General features: G+C 64.4%; 15 protein-coding genes. 7 read left to right on the top strand and 8 right to left on the bottom strand.

The genetic code is table 11. The features are described 5' to 3' along the window. Positions 1–60 precede the first annotated feature (60 nt). Positions 61–1422, bottom strand: a complete 1362-nt coding sequence (locus tag L284_RS0123990) for a tetratricopeptide repeat protein (protein ID WP_235054340.1) — start codon at positions 1420–1422, stop codon at positions 61–63. A gap of 160 nt (positions 1423–1582) precedes the next feature. Beyond that, on the bottom strand, positions 1583–2041 hold the full coding sequence (locus L284_RS33390; RefSeq protein WP_021233663.1) for a hypothetical protein: 459 nt from the start codon (positions 2039–2041) through the stop codon (positions 1583–1585). Positions 2042–2147: 106 nt separating this feature from the next. Between L284_RS33390 and L284_RS33385 the strand changes: the two genes are divergently transcribed. After that, positions 2148–2852, top strand: a complete 705-nt coding sequence (locus L284_RS33385) for a murein L,D-transpeptidase catalytic domain family protein (RefSeq protein ID WP_021233662.1) — start codon at positions 2148–2150, stop codon at positions 2850–2852. 52 nt (positions 2853–2904) lie between these two features. Here the strand turns inward: L284_RS33385 and L284_RS33380 are convergent, their stop codons facing one another. Next, on the bottom strand, positions 2905–3126 hold the full coding sequence (locus L284_RS33380; protein WP_021233661.1) for a hypothetical protein: 222 nt from the start codon (positions 3124–3126) through the stop codon (positions 2905–2907). 351 nt (positions 3127–3477) lie between these two features. After that, positions 3478–3888: a nuclear transport factor 2 family protein gene (locus L284_RS33375; protein ID WP_327194207.1), complete on the bottom strand. Its 411-nt coding sequence runs from the start codon at positions 3886–3888 to the stop codon at positions 3478–3480. A gap of 104 nt (positions 3889–3992) precedes the next feature. Here L284_RS33375 and L284_RS33370 point away from each other — a divergent pair, with 104 nt between their 5' ends. The 4 genes from L284_RS33370 to pyrC all read left to right on the top strand — a co-directional run bounded on the left by L284_RS33370 (position 3993) and on the right by pyrC (position 6920). Next, complete coding sequence (locus tag L284_RS33370; protein WP_031341911.1) at positions 3993–5000, top strand: NADP-dependent oxidoreductase; 1008 nt, start codon at positions 3993–3995, stop codon at positions 4998–5000. Then, complete coding sequence (locus tag L284_RS33365; RefSeq protein ID WP_327194206.1) at positions 4987–5355, top strand: Rieske (2Fe-2S) protein; 369 nt, start codon at positions 4987–4989, stop codon at positions 5353–5355. Before L284_RS33370 ends, L284_RS33365 begins: the two co-directional genes overlap by 14 nt. Positions 5356–5368: 13 nt before the next feature. Continuing rightward, complete coding sequence (locus L284_RS33360; protein ID WP_031341910.1) at positions 5369–5797, top strand: nuclear transport factor 2 family protein; 429 nt, start codon at positions 5369–5371, stop codon at positions 5795–5797. 85 nt (positions 5798–5882) lie between these two features. Further along, on the top strand, positions 5883–6920 hold the full coding sequence (gene pyrC, locus L284_RS33355) for a dihydroorotase (protein ID WP_021233656.1): 1038 nt from the start codon (positions 5883–5885) through the stop codon (positions 6918–6920). Between the two features lie 71 nt (positions 6921–6991). Here the strand turns inward: pyrC and L284_RS33350 are convergent, their stop codons facing one another. Continuing rightward, the gene (locus L284_RS33350) at positions 6992–9478 is read right to left on the bottom strand and encodes a TonB-dependent receptor (protein ID WP_021233655.1); all 2487 of its coding nucleotides are present in this window, start codon (positions 9476–9478) and stop codon (positions 6992–6994) included. Between the two features lie 150 nt (positions 9479–9628). On the opposite strand from L284_RS33350, the gene L284_RS33345 reads away from it, so the two are divergent. Beyond that, positions 9629–10639: an NADP-dependent oxidoreductase gene (locus tag L284_RS33345; RefSeq protein WP_021233654.1), complete on the top strand. Its 1011-nt coding sequence runs from the start codon at positions 9629–9631 to the stop codon at positions 10637–10639. Positions 10640–10714: 75 nt separating this feature from the next. Here the strand turns inward: L284_RS33345 and L284_RS33340 are convergent, their stop codons facing one another. Both L284_RS33340 and L284_RS33335 read right to left on the bottom strand, forming a co-directional pair. Next, positions 10715–11479 carry an SDR family NAD(P)-dependent oxidoreductase gene (locus tag L284_RS33340; RefSeq protein ID WP_021233653.1) on the bottom strand — a complete coding sequence of 255 codons (765 nt, stop codon included), beginning with the start codon at positions 11477–11479 and terminating at the stop codon, positions 10715–10717. 25 nt (positions 11480–11504) lie between these two features. Beyond that, entirely contained in the window at positions 11505–13817 is a 2313-nt protein-coding gene (locus L284_RS33335; protein WP_031341907.1) for a TonB-dependent receptor, read from the bottom strand. 150 nt (positions 13818–13967) lie between these two features. Here L284_RS33335 and L284_RS33330 point away from each other — a divergent pair, with 150 nt between their 5' ends. Next, complete coding sequence (locus L284_RS33330) at positions 13968–14981, top strand: NADP-dependent oxidoreductase (RefSeq protein ID WP_021233651.1); 1014 nt, start codon at positions 13968–13970, stop codon at positions 14979–14981. A gap of 99 nt (positions 14982–15080) precedes the next feature. Here L284_RS33330 and L284_RS48725 read toward each other — a convergent pair. Further along, the coding region (locus tag L284_RS48725; protein WP_235054339.1) for a hypothetical protein at positions 15081–15327 on the bottom strand (247 nt) is incomplete at its 5' end.

Raw genomic sequence — 15327 nt, 5'->3', positions numbered from 1 at the left:
ACCGGATATGGTCAGAAGTATACAGATAAAGCTGCTCACAGTTGAAACAGGCACGAGCCCTCACGGTATCGCAACATTCGGGACGGGGGGAACGAGCTGCGACAGCAAGCTCTGAACGTCCCTGTCGCCCGGCCAGTCCCGTTCGATACGGCGCGTGACGGGCCGGGAATACCAACGTTCTCCCAGCACCACCGCTTCGCGCAGGAGCCGTATCAGCGCCTCCCGATCCTTCATCGAGGACGCATAAAACGCCGGCGACTGGCGGATGCGGCGTCCACCTTCAGCGATTTCGGCCAGCGCGTCCTCGATCATGATGCGATGGGCGTGAGCCGGATCGTTCCGGACCGCCGCCGTCATTCTCGAGGCCAGGCGCTGTATTCCGGGACCGCCGCGCAGCCGCGCAAAGTCCGCGAATTCCCGGGCGAATCCGCTTATGTCTCCGCGCCCCAGATATATCCAGGACAGGCAACTGCTGATCGTCGCGTCCTGAGGATAGGTCTGCTTGAGTTCGCGCAGTGTCGCCAGGGCTTCCGCATCGCGCCCGGCTTGCCATTTGGCCCAGGCGTGTTCGACGGCGATGGGCTGCGAGCCCGGCAGGAGCGCCACCGCGCGCTGGTAATGGCGTTCGGCCGGCGCGAACTCGCCCAGATCGGAAAGGATGTTGGCGAGCCAGAAATGGGTGAGTCCATCCGCGTCGTTCCGGCGCAGCGCGGCGGCGAAAGCTTGCAGGGCGGCTGCGGGATCGTTGTCCCACCAATAATCGATGAAGCCTTCGGCGCGAAGGGCGCTGGCCAAGCCGGGATCGAGTTCGAGCGCCTTGTCTGCCGCGATCCGGGCTTTGCCGAAGGCCTCCGCGTCGCTGACCCGGCCATATTCGCGGTAGACCAACCAGGTCTCGGCAAGACCGGCGCGGGCGGGCGCGTAGTTCGGCTGCTGCGCGATGACGGCGCCGTAAAGCCGGATCGCGGTTTCGAGATCCTGGGGGCGGCGATGGGCCCAGGCGTCTCGTGCGGCAATGAAGTCCCGGGCGGCTGCGGCATCCGGGGGAAGCGGCTCGCTGGCGGGTTGTTGACGGTCAAGCAGCAGGACACCCAGCACGGCGACCAGCGCCGACGCCAGCACCAGCCCCGCCGCCCATAAGCGCCGCGTCCGGAGGGGCGTGGGTGCAAGCGCCAAGGGGAGGGGAGCCTCATCGACCACGCATGGCGGCGGCGCGGCAGCACCCGCGTCACCGCTGCGATTGCGGCGCTCCCATTCGGCAAGTTCGTGGCAATAGGCGAAGACGGTCTTTTGCTTGCCGCCGGGAAGCTGGTGGATCGGCAGGCCTCGCTCCCGCGCCCAGCGCGCGACCGTGGTACGGTCTCTGCCGAAATAAGCCGCTATCGCTTTCCAGCCATCCAACCGGCGTTCGTCTGAGATCATGCCGCTTCGTAAACCCTCCTCCGATCGTCAGCCTAGCTTTTCGCTTCCGGACGCTCAAGCGGGTGGGAGACGGAGGCCGTCACGTCTTCCGTGCCGATAAACCTGTCGTTTTCAACCCTTTTCGTCTAATCGCGTCTCGTTTTCGGACGTTTGCAAACGGTCAGCGGATAGCTTCCGCCCGGGCGATCAGCGCGTCGAGAGCGGTGCGGCCGTGACGCAGTTCCTCGATGATCTTGCGCAGCTCCGTCGGCGTGATCCTTGCGCCGCCTTCGCTGTCCACCGACTGCACTTCGACGATCCGGTGCAGCGCTTCCACGATGGCCAGGACCGGATCCATCGGCAGGACGGCCTTGGCCAGCGGCACCGCGCGAACCTGTCCCAGCGCAAGGAAAGGGTCGATCGCGCCCGGCCCGAACTCCCGTTCGATTCGCACCAGGATCAGCGCGTCGATGCTGGTGGCGCGATTGCGGGCATTGCGGATCGTCCCGATGGAGCAATCCAGCCGGGTAGCCAGTTGGGCGTCCGACAAATCCTCGTTCTTCTGCAGGTTACGGATGATCGAGGCGACTGCCAGGCGATAGTCCTCGCTCGAAAGTGCAGCGGATCGGCCTGACGTCATGGTGTATAGTCCTTTTCGTCTTTCGTAGCAGGGACAAGAGCTTGTGGCGAACGCGACAAATAGGGCCAAGACTTTGCCGACGGAATCGCTATATGGCGTCGCGGATATGAAATTCAGCCGTCGCAATCTGATCGTTGCCGCCACCGCGTTCGCAGCGACATCATCCTCCGCAGCCCGTGCGATTTCCTCCGCCTTGCCGGAGCGTCCGCGCGCGCCGTCGCTCGTCCTGCCCAAGCCGGGCACCGTCGCGCCCGTGGCGCCGGCTGCCCTGCCGCAGGTTCCCGCGCCGTTTCAGCCGCTGGGCATCCGGCCGGGGCTGTTCGACGCCGCGATGCAGGCGTTGGACCGCCATGGCCGGCGGGTCAAGCGCGACCGGATCGGCGTCGTGGATTTCTCCGCATCCTCCTCGCAGCCGCGCTTCCACCTCGTGGACCTGGAAAACCGGAAGATCACCTCGCTTCCGGTCGCCCACGGCAGCGGGTCGGATCCGGGTCATACGGGGTGGTTGCAGCGCTTCTCGAACCGGCCGGGCTCCAACGCCAGCAGCGAGGGCGCTTATCTCACTACCGATTACTATTACGGCGCGCATGGTCGGTCGCAGCGCCTGGTCGGGCTGGATGCCACCAACAGCAACGCGCTGGAACGCGCCATCGTCATCCATGGTGCCTGGTATGCCGAGCCGAACATGATCGGTGCTCACGGCAAGCTCGGCCGCAGCCAGGGCTGCCTTGCGGTGGGAGACAGCCTGCTCTCCAAGGCGTTCGACCACTTGGGCGAAGGCCGGCTGATCTACGCGGCCAAGCTGGCCTGAGACATCGAACCGCCGGATCGCACGGAGATCCGGCGCGCGGCGGTTGTGTAGATCAGATTGTCACCAGCGCACTAACGCGGTGCGAGAAGGGGTGGTTGGGCGTTGCACCCCTGCCGATCTGCGAGAACATGCCGTTGCCGAGTTCGGCCAGCTTGGCCTCCACGAGGGGAAGATCCTCGCCCGCCTTGACGTCGAGGTGGACGTGGAGCTTGCCGTCGAACTCCAGCGTGATCTCGTCCGCCTCCACGATCCGCGCGCGCAGATCGTCCAGCACGCTGGAGAGTTGATCGTTTAAGCTCGGTCTGGATGAGGCAGTCCGGGCAGTCGTGGAATCGATGGAGTAAACCGTTGCGTCCTTCGGCATTCGTAATCCCGTCCTGAGTGTTTTGCCGATAGCTGGCGAGACGAGCATAACATTTCAGCGTCGATAAAGAACGCTCCGGCGAGGCTTCCTGTGCATTTCTCTCGCGCCGAAGCACCGATTCCTGCCATTTAGGCCGCTGCCAAGGTTGGCGAACGGGACGCACCGGGCCCTTTTTGCGTTGATTTCATGCGAGAACTCGTGCGGGGCGGGCTGCGCCTTTCGCCCCGGTCGCAACGACGATGCGAAAGTGCGGGAATTGCGTCAGATCGCTGCCGCCTTGGCCTTGCAGGCGGCGATGAAGGGTGCCGGGTCATAGTAGAAGGGCTTGATCTCGCAGCATTTGTCACCGCGAAAACGGAACCGCTCGCAAATCTCGGCGGGGGCGAGCGCCGGATCGGCAAAGCGCAGAGAGAGGATGGTGACGGCGTAGTCTCCGCCGACCGTCGTCTCGATTCGGTCCAGCGCGACGACGTCGCACATTCCCATGACTTTGGCGTAGAGTTCCTGCAGGGCGTTCCGGCCGCGATAGGCGCCGGCCATCGGCAGGCTGTCCGCTTCATGGGCGACGAAATCGTCGGTGAGCATGTCAGCCGCCGCTTCCCAATCGCCCGCGCCGGTGGCGGCATAGAGGCGGTCGACGAAATCGATCATCTGCTCGGGGCTCATGGTCATGGTCACTCCTTCTCCCGCGCCGGACTGTGACAAAGGCGTGAAATCACCGAACCTAGCGTTTCGACTAGCAGTACCGGCGGCCGCCGCGCGGTTAAGCTGGCGGGATGGGAAAGGTCAGACAGATCGTTCTGGCAAGGCGGCCTCACGGGGTGCCGGTGCCGGAAGACTTCGCACTTCAGGAGACCGAGGCGGCAGATCTCGGCCAGGGGGAATTCCTGGTGGCGATGCGCGTCGGTTCGGTCGACCCCGCGATCCGGGGCTTCCTGGACGACAGGCCGAGCTATGTCGAACCCGTGGCGATCGGCGCCCCGATCAAGGGCATGTCGCTGGGCGAGGTGATCGTCTCCAACCACGCGGACTATCCGGTGGGCACGCTGGTGCGCGCTTTCGCGACATGGTCCGATCACTACGTGCTGTCCGGCGATGCCTGGGGGCTGGAGAAGGTCCACCGGCAAGCCGACACGGAACTGCATCACTACATGGGCGCGCTCGGGCCGGTCGGGCTGACGGCCTGGGTCGGCCTCTTCGCCGTGGGTGAGGCGAAGCCGGGCGAGACCGTGGTGGTCAGCGCAGCGGCGGGGGCGACCGGTTCTACGGTGGGACAGATCGCCAAGGCCCGGGGGTGCAGGGTGATCGGCTTGGTCGGATCGGCGGAGAAGGCGGCGGTGATCCGCGACCTCGGCTTCGATGCCGCGATCGACTATCGCGCCACGCCGGACATCGCAGCCGAAATCGCCCGGGCCGCACCCGAGGGCGTGGACGTCTATTTCGACAACGTCGGCGGCGAGGTGCTGGAGGCGGTGCTGCCGCTGATGCGCCTTCACGGCCGCGTCGCGGTCTGCGGCATGGTCGGCCAATACAACGATGCCGATCACCCCCACGGCGTCAGGACGCTCTGGCAACTGGTGGTCAACCGCATCCGCATGCAGGGCTTCATCACTTACGACTATCCCGAAGTGCTGTCCCAGGCCCAGGCCGAACTCGATGCCTGGGTCGCGCAAGGCAAGCTGAAGCCGCTCGCCAATGTCCGGGACGGTTTCGAGAAACTCCCGGAGGCCTTCATCGACCTGATGTCCGGCCGTACCATAGGAAAGACTCTTGTCCGGATATGAACTGATGACCGATCTCTGGCACCCGCTGGTCGCTGAGGCCGATTTCCCGGAAGAAGGCAAGCTGGCGGCGCGTATCGCCGGCTGGAGCGTGCTGGTCGTGCGCACGGACGAGGGCTTCAATGCCGTCAACGACCGCTGCACGCACCAGGCGGCGCTGCTCTCCGGCGGCAAGGTGCGGCGCGGGGCGATCATGTGCCCGCTGCACGGAGCGCGCTTCGAGGCGGCGACCGGGCGCTGCATCGGCGGCGCCTATGCCGACTTGCGCCGCTTCGAACTTCGCATCGAGCGCGGGATGATCGAGGTCGCCGTGCCTGAAACGCCCCCCGGGCCGGACGAGCGTCCGGTGGAAGCCTGAGAAGGAGATGACGATGCCGTACACCGGACCTTGCGAAGACCGTCTCGCCTTGCGCGAACTGCTGGAGACTTATGCCGACGCGGTTACGCGCCGGGATCCGCAGGATTGGGGTGACACCTGGGCGGAAGACGCCGAATGGTCGCTGCCGGACTATCCCGAGATCGGCACCACCAAGGGCCGCGCGGCCATAGTCGCGATGTGGACCGAGGCGATGAAGGCCTACCCCGGCATCATGTTCGAAGCCTGGCCGGGATCGATCGAAGTGTCCGGCAACACCGCGACGATGCGCAGCTATACCGCCGAAGTCTATGACCAGGACGGCGTGACCTTGCGCGATCGGGGCGTCTACGAGGACACTTGCGTGAAGATCGGCGGCGAGTGGCTGTTCAAGAGCCGCTCGTTCCGCAACATCCACCGGCAGCAGGCGCCCAAGGGCTGCTGACCCAAGGGCTGCTGACCCAAGGGCTCTTGGGCGGAGACAAAATCCGGAATCGACGTCGTGCCCGCAAGCGCGTAGAGCGCCGGGCATGACCACACAGATCACCATCCGCCGCCCTGACGACTGGCATGTCCATCTCCGCGATGGCGAGATGCTGGAGGCCGTGGTCGGCTACACCGCGCGCCAGTTCGCCCGCGCCATCGTCATGCCAAACCTGACGCCGCCGGTCATCACCGTTGCCGCAGGAGAGGACTATCGCAAACGGATCCTGAAGGCGCTTCCGGCCGGTGCGGACTTCACGCCGCTGATGGTCGGCTATCTGACCGACGATGCCGATCCGGCGGAAATCGCACGGGGCCACGAACAAGGCGTGTTCACCGCCTGCAAGCTCTACCCGGCCCATGCCACCACCAATTCCGCGCATGGCGTCACTGACATCCGCAAGCTCACCGGCGTCCTGGAAACCATGCAGCGGATCGGCATGCCGCTGCTTATCCACGGCGAAGTCACGGACCGTGATGTCGATATCTTCGACCGGGAAGCGGTGTTCATCGAGCGGGTGCTGGCGCCGCTCGTCCGCGACTATCCGGCGCTCAAGATCGTGCTCGAACATATCACCACGTCCGAAGCGGTGGATTTCGTGGCGGGTAGCGGGCCGCAGATCGCTGCCACGATCACGCCCCAGCACATGATCATCAACCGCAACGCGATCTTCGACGGCGGCATTCGCCCGCACGCCTATTGTCTGCCCATTGCCAAGCGCGAACAGCACCGCCTGGCCGTGCGCAAGGCGGGTGTGTCGGGATCGCCGAAGTTCTTCCTCGGCACCGACAGCGCGCCGCACATGATCGGCCGCAAGGAAGCGGCCTGCGGCTGCGCCGGGATTTTCAACGCGCCCTATGCGCTGGAAAGCTACGCGCAGGTCTTCGAGGAGGAAGGCGTGCTGGACCGGTTGGAAGGTTTCGCTTCCGAGCATGGCCCGAACTTCTACGGCTTGCCGCTGAACGAAGGCACCGTCACGCTGACCCGCGAAGACGTGGTCGTGCCCGAGGTTATCGTCGAGGGCGAGATCCGCGTGGTTCCGTTCCATGCCGGGGAAACGGTGCGCTGGCGCTTCGACGGCTGATCGGCAGCTGCAACGGCAACGGAAAAAGGCCCGGCCTCCTGGAGGTCCGGGCCTTTTCCTTGCAGGGGGCCTCAGAACTTCTTGGTGACTTCGACCATCACCGTGCGCGGCAGCGTGCCGAAGCCGAGCTGGTCGGCCTTGATGCCCGCAGGCGTCCCGGTTCCGCTCCCGGTCGAGGGACCATCGACCACGCCGGTGACGTAGAAGCGGTTGGTCAGGTTCTTGCCGATGACGGCGAGCTGCCAGTTGTCGTCCTCGGCACCGAAGCGCAGACCGGCATCGAGCGTCACGTACTTGCCTTGCCGGGAAAGCGGATTGCCGAAGGCCGAGGCGAGATAGCTGCCCGAATAACGGGCATCCACGTTCATGCCGAGCTTCATCGAGGCGCCGACGGCCATCTCGTAGTTCACGCCTAAGTTGCCGGTCCAGCGCGGTGCGACGGAAAGCGTCTGGCCACCGAGATCCTGGCGGGTGTTTCCGGCAAGGTTGCAGCCTTGCGCCGGAGTCTGTCCGGCATAGCACGGGGCGAGCGGGAAATCGGTGTAGCGCGCCTTGTTGTAGTTGACCGAGCCGTGCAGATCGAGGCCCGGAACGCCGTTCGGTGCGAACTGGAATTCGGCCTCCACGCCCTTCGTCCGGGCATCGGCGGTCAGGGTCTGGAAGGCGAAGATCGGCGAGTTGAAGAAGTCGACCTGCAGGTTCTTGTATTTGTAGTTGAACGCCGTGACGTTGAAGCGGAGCTGACGGTCAAGCAGGGTGGACTTGAAGCCCACTTCGAAGCCTTCCGCCTTCTCGGGATCGAAAGTGAGATCGGCGGTGGGGTCGGTGGAGAACTTCGAGTTGATGCCGCCGTTGGAGAACCCGCCGGACTTGTAGGCCGTCTTGTAGGCGCCATAGACCATGAGGTCATCGGTGGGCTTCCAGGTCAGCGTGGCTTCGGGCGACCAGTTGGTGAAGTGCTGGCGCGCAGTGACTTGACCCAGGCCGTCGGGATCGAACTGGTCGCGGAAGATGGTGGTGACCAGCGGGTTGTTGTAGAACTGGGTGAAGTAGCTGTTCTTGGTCTCGTCCGAATAGCGCGCACCGCCTGCCAGCTCGAGCGTCGGCAGGATCTTGTACGTGAGCTGGCCGAAGACGGCCATCGTCTCCCCCTTGGTGAAGCTGGTCTTGGCCGTGGCGACGTGCTCGAGGCCCGGGGGCGCCGCGGAGTTGGAGACGCCGCCCGTCAGCACGTATTGTTCGAAGTCGCGCTTGGTCTTCTGGTAGAGCATGCCGAGCATCATGTTGAACGGACCATCGAACTGGGTCAGCGCGCGCAGCTCCTGGCTGAAGGCCTTCCAGGACGAGTTCTCTGTGGCCCAATTGCTTCCGGGGCCGCCCGCGCTGTTGCTGGACTGAAAATCACAGGCGCAGGCCCAGCGGTTGTTGTTCCACTGGTAGTTGGTGACCGAGGACAGCTGGAGCTGGTCGGCATCGTAGGTCACGTTGAGCGTGCCGCCTGCCGAGCGATAGCGGTTGTAGAGCGCGCCGTTCTGCTTGGCGAACGGGAATCCGGCGGCGACGTCTACCGGCATGTTGTTCTGGTGCGTCACGAAATTCTTGCCGCAGGCATAGCCGTTGAGCTGCGAGGTACTGCCGTTGCCGCAGGCGAAGGCGACGTAGTTCCACGAGGAATTGTTGACGGTGTTGAAATCGACGTTTCCCTTGAGGCTGACGGTAAGGCGGCTGGTCGGCTCCCACTTCAGCGTGCCGCGCGCGAGGAATTCCTCCTCGCCCGGCGCCTTGTGCGCGGCGGGTGCGGCCACATGCGAGGTGGGATCGCCGTTGCCGCCCGCGAGGATGCTGGCGGAGTCTATCTCGGTATAGACGATGTCGTCGGCGACGTTGCGGTAGTAGCCGCCCTCCATTTTCGAATAGCGCGCGGCCAGGCGGATGCCGAGCGTGTCGGTCAGCGGCATCGAGGCATAGCCTTCGACGCGCCATTGCTGGCTGCGGAACTCGTAGCCGCCCTTCACCTGAAACTCGGGGGTGTTCGTGGGATCGGCGGTGGTAATGGAGATGACGCCGGCCGTGGCGTTCTTCCCGAAGAACAGCGCTTGCGGTCCTTTCAGCACTTCCACGCGGGCGAGGTCGAAGAAGCCCTCCTGGATCACGCGGCCCTGGCCGTAATAGGCGCCGTCCACCACGACCGCCACCGACTGCTCGATGCCGATCGAGGTGGAGGACGATCCGATGCCGCGCAAGGTAAGCTGGGCGCCGGAGCCGTTGGAGGCGCGGCCGACGTTGAACTGCGGGGCGATGGCGGCGATCTTCTCGACGCTGGTGATGTCGCGCGAGGCGATCTGCTCGGCGGAGATGGCGGTGACCGCCACCGGCACGTCCTGCGCGGTTTCCTGTCGCTTGCGGGCCGTGACGATGATTTCCTTGATGCCGCCGGTTGTCGCCTGATCCTGGGGTGCCTGATCTTGTGGCGCCGCTTCCTGCGCTTCGGCGGGCAGGGCGAGGAGCAGCAACGTCGGTGTGGTCGATGTGAGCAGGGCGGATTTCGAGAATCGCATTTCAGGGCCTCCCGCATGTTTTCTTTGTCCCGTCCTTGGTAGAACCACGCGGGCAGACGAGGGCCTGTGCAAACGAATAGCCCTAGCCGTTTGATCAGGTGGCGCGCGGGGCCGCGCAGGTGACGTTGTCCCTTCAATGGGAGACCTCATTTGACCCGCAACCGTTTCTGGCGGCTTGATCGCCATCCCGAAGGCAACACCGATTTTTCCCGCTTTCTCAGCCTCTGCGAGGAAGCTCCGGCGCCGCTGGACGAGGGCGAAGTGCGCATCGCCGCCAAGTGGCTCTCGATGGACGCCGGCACCCGCATGTGGATGAGCCCGCGCACCGACGGCTATCAGCCGCCGCTGCCGCTCGGCGCGAAGATGGTCGGGTTGGTGCTCGGCCGGATCAGCGAAACGCGCGATGCGGCCTTTCCGGTCGGCACTCTGGTGCGCGGCTTCGGGCAATGGGCCGAGCAGGCGGTCGTCGTGCCTGCGCTTGCCGGGCTGGAGGCGGTGGACGAAACAGTAGCCGATCCGCGCCAGCATTTCGGTGCGCTGGGAATGAACGCCTGGACGGCTTATGTCGGCGTGAAGGACGTGGCGGCAGTGAAGCCGGGTGAGTGGCTGGCGGTTTCGGCGGCGGCAGGGGCTACGGGGAGCCTGGCCTGTCAGGTCGGGCGCAATCTCGGCGCGAAAGTCGTCGGGATCGCGGGCGGTGCGGAAAAGTGTCGCTGGCTGCGCGAGGAACTCGGCGTGGACATGGCGATCGACTACCGCAGCGAGAACGTGGAGGCGCGTCTGGCCATGTGCGAGGGCGGGATCGGGGCGTTCTTCGACAATGTCGGCGGGCCGATCCTCGATGCGGTGCTGCCCAACATGGCGCATTACGGCCGCGTCGCGATCTGCGGCATGGTGGCGGGTTATGACAACGACGCGTCGATGCCGGGACCGGCGCGCTTCGACCAGATCCTGATGCGGCGGCTGCGGGTAGAGGGGTTCTTCATTCCCGACTTCCTCGAACGCGGGGCCGAGTTCGCGCCGGTGCTGCGCGAGTGGCTCGATGAGGGTAAGCTCATGGTGCGGTTTGACGAAACGCAGGGGATCGAGAATGTGCTCGTTGCTTACGAGCGGATGCTGACGGGGAAGAACATCGGCAAAGTCGTGGTGCGGGTAGGCTAGAGGCTGGATGAGGCCAGGCCGGAACGTCGTCCCGGACCTGATCCGGGACGACGTATTTCTCAGTCCCGCTGGCGATCACATAGCGGTGACGCCGCCGTCGACCACGAACTCCCCGCCGGTGATGTAGTTCGCCTCGTCGCTGGCGAGGAACAGGATCATGTTGGCGATGTCGAGCGGGCTGCCCATGCGCTTCATCGGGATCGAGGCGACGATCTCCTTGAACCCTTGCGGGTTGTCGCTGCGGGCGACGTCCTGCATGGCCGTCTCGATCATGCCGGGGTGGACGGAATTGCAGCGGATGCCCTCCGCCGCGCACTCCATCGCCACGACCTTGGAGAAGATCCGCACGCCGCCCTTGGCCGCGCCATAGGCGCCGCACATCGGCACGCCGACCAAGCCGCCGATCGACGAAAGGTTGACGATCGAGCCGCCGCCCCCGGTCTTGCGCATCAGCTCGACCGCCCGGCGCGTGCCGAGGAACACGCTGTCGAGGTTGACCTTGTTCTGCTTTTCCCAGTCGGCCAGCGAAAGCACCGTCAGCGGCTTGAGTACGGCGATCCCGGCGTTGTTCACCAGCACGTCGATCCGGCCGTGGCCTTTCTCGATCGCCTGGAACAGCTCTTCCCAGCCAGCCTCGCTGGTCACGTCCTGCGCCAACGCCTCGGCCTGGCCGCCAGCGTCGCGGATTGCCGCCGCGACGCTTTCAGCGCCCTTAGCGTCGAGGTCGGTCAGATAGACGAAGGCGCCTTCTTCTGCAAAGCGCCGCGCGGTGGCCGCGCCTAGCCCGCGTTCGTTTCCGGCGCCGGTAACCAGCGTGATCTTGCCTTCCAGACGGCCCATGCGTTCAACCTTTCGAGATGCGATGTCAGAATTTCACGCCAACGGTGGCGCCGTAAGTGCGCGGTTCGAGCGCCATGCCGAACGAGAACAGCCCGGCAACGGTGAAGGCGTGCGTGGTCGTCTTCTCGTTGAGCAGATTGCGGCCGAACAGGCGCACATAGGCTTCCTTGTCGCCGATATCGAAGTTGACGGTCAGGCTGGCGTCGACGAGATCCTGCGTCGTGGTGCGCACGCGCGGATCGTTGCCACCGACGATGACTCCAGTGACGGTGCCGGACGGATCGGTCACCGGCGTCAGCGAGGCTTGCGAGATCTGCTCGTCGTAAGGGCTGATATGCCGCCATCCCGCCGTCGCCACCACTTTGCCGAAGCTGGTCGGGACCGTGTAGTCGGCATTGAGCGAACTGGTGAACTTCGGCGCATAGATCAGCCGGTTGGCGGAATAGTCGAAAGGCACGATCTGCGTGCCGAAGGCGCCATTGGTCACGAAGTTGCGGAAGTGCGATTTCATGTAGGCGGTGGAGGCGGTGATCGTCAGTTGCGGAGTGATGCGCACAGTGGCGTCCATCTCGATGCCCTTGATCATGGCACCGCCGGGCACGTTGCCGGTGATGGTCTGGTTGCCGAGCGGTCCGCCGGGAACGGTCAGGTTCTGCTGCATGTCCTTGTAGTCGGAAATGTAGCCGGCCAGGTTCACTTCCAGCTTGCGGTTGAACGCGGCGAGCTTGGCGCCGATTTCGTAAGCGTCAACGGTTTCGGGCTGGAAAGGCGTGCTGGCCGTCAGCGCCGTCGCCGCGCGCGGGCTGAAGCCGCCGGAGCGGTAGCCGCGCGACCAGCTGGCGTAGAGCATGACGTCGTTGTTGGGCCGATAGTCGATGCCGACTTTCGGCGTGAACTTGGTGAAGTTGGCATCACCCGAGCCGATCAGGCCGGTCTGGGCGAAGCTGTTGGTCAGCTTCTTGTTATCGTGCGACCAGCGGCCGCCGAACGAGAGGCGCCACTTGTCCGCGAAGGCCCAGTTGAAGTCTCCGAAGAAAGCATAACTGGTGGTCTTGCCGACATTGGTCTGCGGGTTACGGTCGAACTCCGTCGGCGGAATCGACGGATTGAAGCCAAAGAAGCGAGTCCACTGGGTAAGGTCGTATTTCGAATGGAAATAGTAGGCGCCCACGACATAGTCGAAGCCCGTGAACAGGTTCCCCGCAGCGCGCAGTTCCTGGCTCCACTGCGTATACTTCTGCCGGCGATCGACATAGTAGAGGTCGGAGGAAGAACCGTCGAAGTCCTGGGTCTGGTTCTCCTTGCTGTGGCGCCAGCCGGTGATCGAGCTGAGCTTTACTGCGCCCAGATCGTAGTTCATCTGCAAGGTGGCGTTCGGTGCGCGGTACTTGCTCCTCGCCGGAAGCGTGAACACCGTGTAGAGATCGGTCGTATTGTTGCGATTGCACTCGTTCGCGGGGATCAGGCCGCAGAAGGTCTCGGTGCTGTTAGTGAGGTTGCTGACCACCGGCTCGAAGCTCTGGACCACGTTCTCTACGCTGAGCTGTGCGTCGAAGCCGGTGCCGGTGGGTTCGAACAGCACACTGGCGCCGTAGCTGTCGCCCTTGCTGCCGCCCGCGCGGGTATCGCGGATGACGTTGCGGTAGAAGCCATCGGACTCGTTGTGGAAGTACCAGCCCTTGATGCCCCAGGTTTCGCCGTCGCCATAATTGACGATCGCCTTGGCCGCCCAGGTGTTCCACCGCCCATAAGTGAGTTCGGCCTTCACGCCGGGCTCCATCGTCGGCTTGGTTCGGGTGATGTTGATGACGCCGCCGATCGTGTTGGCGCCGAACAGCGTGCCTTGCGGACCGCGCAGCACTTCGATCTGGGCGATGTCGAAGGCGTCCTGAAGCTGGCCGGTATTGGTGCCGATGGTCACGCCGTCCACCACGACGCCTACGGTGGGCGTCTGGGACTTCTCGATGTCGGCATAGGTCAGGCCGCGGATCGAGATATTGGCGGCCTGCGCGCCGGAGTTCTGCTGGGTGATAAGCAGGCCGGGTGCGGTGCCTTGCAGGTCGCCGATGTTCACGGCCGCCTTGTTCTCCAGCATGGCGGTGTTGATGGCGGTAATCGCGACCGGCGTGGACTGCAGCGTTTCCGAGCGACGCCGCGCGGTGACGATGATTTCCGTATTGTCGATACTGGCCTGCTGCGAGGCCGGGGCCGCGATTGGGGCTGGAGCCGGCGGTTCGGCCACCGATGCCTCTTGCGCGCTAGTCGGAGAAATGATGCAAGTGAGCGCGCTTGTCGAAAGTGCGACAAGCATCGCTCCGCGACGACGTGCGGATGCCATGGTTTCCTCCCTCTCCCCGGCTATTCGTATAGCCTGCTTTACTGATTCACTATGCTACGAAATGGAGTGATAGCCGAACTGACAATTTGCACAGGTGCGATGGGATGGGCGAATGGAGAGTCAAGGTCCGGGCTTGAGGAGAACTGTATCATGACTGTCAATCGCCGCTTCCTGCTCGTGCGTAGACCTGCGGGCGAACCCGTAGAGGAAGACTTCGCCCTGGTGGAGGCGCCCGTGCCCAGCCCATCTGCGGGAGGGATCGTCGTGCGCAACCACTTTGCTTCTCTGGACCCGGCGCAGCGGGGCTGGATGGACGATGCGCCGAGCTATATGCCGCCGATCCGCTTGGGCGATCCGGTTCGCGCCACGACGGTAGGCGTCGTGCATGCTTCGGACAATCCGGATTTCCACGAGGGGCAATGGGTGATGGGCCTCAATGCACTGGAGGACTATTCGGTCGCCGCGCCGGGCGGCTTCACCATGCCGATCGATGTCGCTGCGGTGGCTTCGCCTTCGAACTATCTTTCCGCGCTCGGGGCCGTGGGGCTGACTGCTTACTTCGGCTTGCTGGAAGTGGCGCGTCCGCAGCCCGGCGAGACGCTGCTGGTGTCGGGGGCGGCGGGTGCAGTGGGATCGGCGGTGGGTCAACTCGGCAAGATCGCCGGATGCCGCGTGGTCGGCATCGCGGGCGGAGCGGAGAAGTGCCGACGTCTGATCGAGAACTACGGCTTCGACGCGGCCGTCGACTACAAGGGCAAGGATCACGCCGCGCTGGTCGCCGCCATCGCGGAGGCGGCGCCGGACGGCGCGAACGTGGTGTTCGAGAACGTGGGTGGTCCGGTGCTGGAGGCGGAAGTGTTCAACCTGGCGCTTCACGCGCGGGTCGTGCTCTGCGGGCTGATCAGTGAATACAATGCGCCCGAGAAGCTGGGTCTGCGCAACCTCTGGCAAGTGCTGACCCGGCGCGCGACCGTGCATGGCTTCCTGATCGCCGACTATGCGCATCGCTTCGCCGAGGGCGGGGCGCAGATGGCGCAGTGGCTGGGGGAAGGCCGGCTGCGCGCCGACGAGGATGTTCAGGAGGGGCTGGAGAATGCCTATGCGGCGTTTATGCGGCTGTTCTCGGGCGCGAATACCGGCAAGTTGGTGCTGAAGATCGCTTAGAGCATTTTCTAATCAGGTGGAATCACCGGATGACTTGGAAAATGCGTCAAACCAGAAACTTAGAGTGGTTGATGCCATGCAATCGGCTCAGAAGCCGCTCTAGGGCGTAAACGCATAAATGGCACCATCGAGGCGTCCAAATGGCGAACAGCTCGGGCCGAAGGGGCCGCCGGGCGGGCTGGTTGCCCGTCCAAGGTCGCTTTGGCGCGAGATGGAAGCCATTTGGGCGTCCTTCGGATTTGAGGCAAAATGGTCCATCGCTTCGTCAGGAAACCTGGAAATACGGACGTATTCCTGCGGCTTCCTTCCTTGCGCTGAACCATTTTGCCTCAAACCTCGATGGTGC

Origin of the sequence: Novosphingobium lindaniclasticum LE124 (genome assembly GCF_000445125.1) — a bacterium.
Lineage (GTDB): Bacteria > Pseudomonadota > Alphaproteobacteria > Sphingomonadales > Sphingomonadaceae > Novosphingobium > Novosphingobium lindaniclasticum.
Note: the sequence above shows the minus strand (reverse complement) of the source record. Positions and strands in the feature narration are given on the sequence as shown.

Bases quoted from the DNA above. Each gene is read 5' to 3' on its own strand.
- L284_RS33350 (WP_021233655.1), bottom strand. From the start codon at position 9,478: ATGCGATTCTCGAAATCCGCCCTGCTCACATCGACCACACCGACGTTG.
- pyrC (WP_021233656.1), top strand. From the start codon at position 5,883: ATGACCACACAGATCACCATCCGCCGCCCTGACGACTGGCATGTCCAT.
- L284_RS33390 (WP_021233663.1), bottom strand. From the start codon at position 2,041: ATGACGTCAGGCCGATCCGCTGCACTTTCGAGCGAGGACTATCGCCTG.
- L284_RS33340 (WP_021233653.1), bottom strand. From the start codon at position 11,479: ATGGGCCGTCTGGAAGGCAAGATCACGCTGGTTACCGGCGCCGGAAAC.
- L284_RS33360 (WP_031341910.1), top strand. From the start codon at position 5,369: ATGCCGTACACCGGACCTTGCGAAGACCGTCTCGCCTTGCGCGAACTG.
- L284_RS0123990 (WP_235054340.1), bottom strand. From the start codon at position 1,422: ATGATCTCAGACGAACGCCGGTTGGATGGCTGGAAAGCGATAGCGGCT.
- L284_RS33375 (WP_327194207.1), bottom strand. From the start codon at position 3,888: ATGACCATGAGCCCCGAGCAGATGATCGATTTCGTCGACCGCCTCTAT.
- L284_RS33330 (WP_021233651.1), top strand. From the start codon at position 13,968: ATGACTGTCAATCGCCGCTTCCTGCTCGTGCGTAGACCTGCGGGCGAA.
- L284_RS33335 (WP_031341907.1), bottom strand. From the start codon at position 13,817: ATGGCATCCGCACGTCGTCGCGGAGCGATGCTTGTCGCACTTTCGACA.
- L284_RS33370 (WP_031341911.1), top strand. From the start codon at position 3,993: ATGGGAAAGGTCAGACAGATCGTTCTGGCAAGGCGGCCTCACGGGGTG.
- L284_RS33385 (WP_021233662.1), top strand. From the start codon at position 2,148: ATGAAATTCAGCCGTCGCAATCTGATCGTTGCCGCCACCGCGTTCGCA.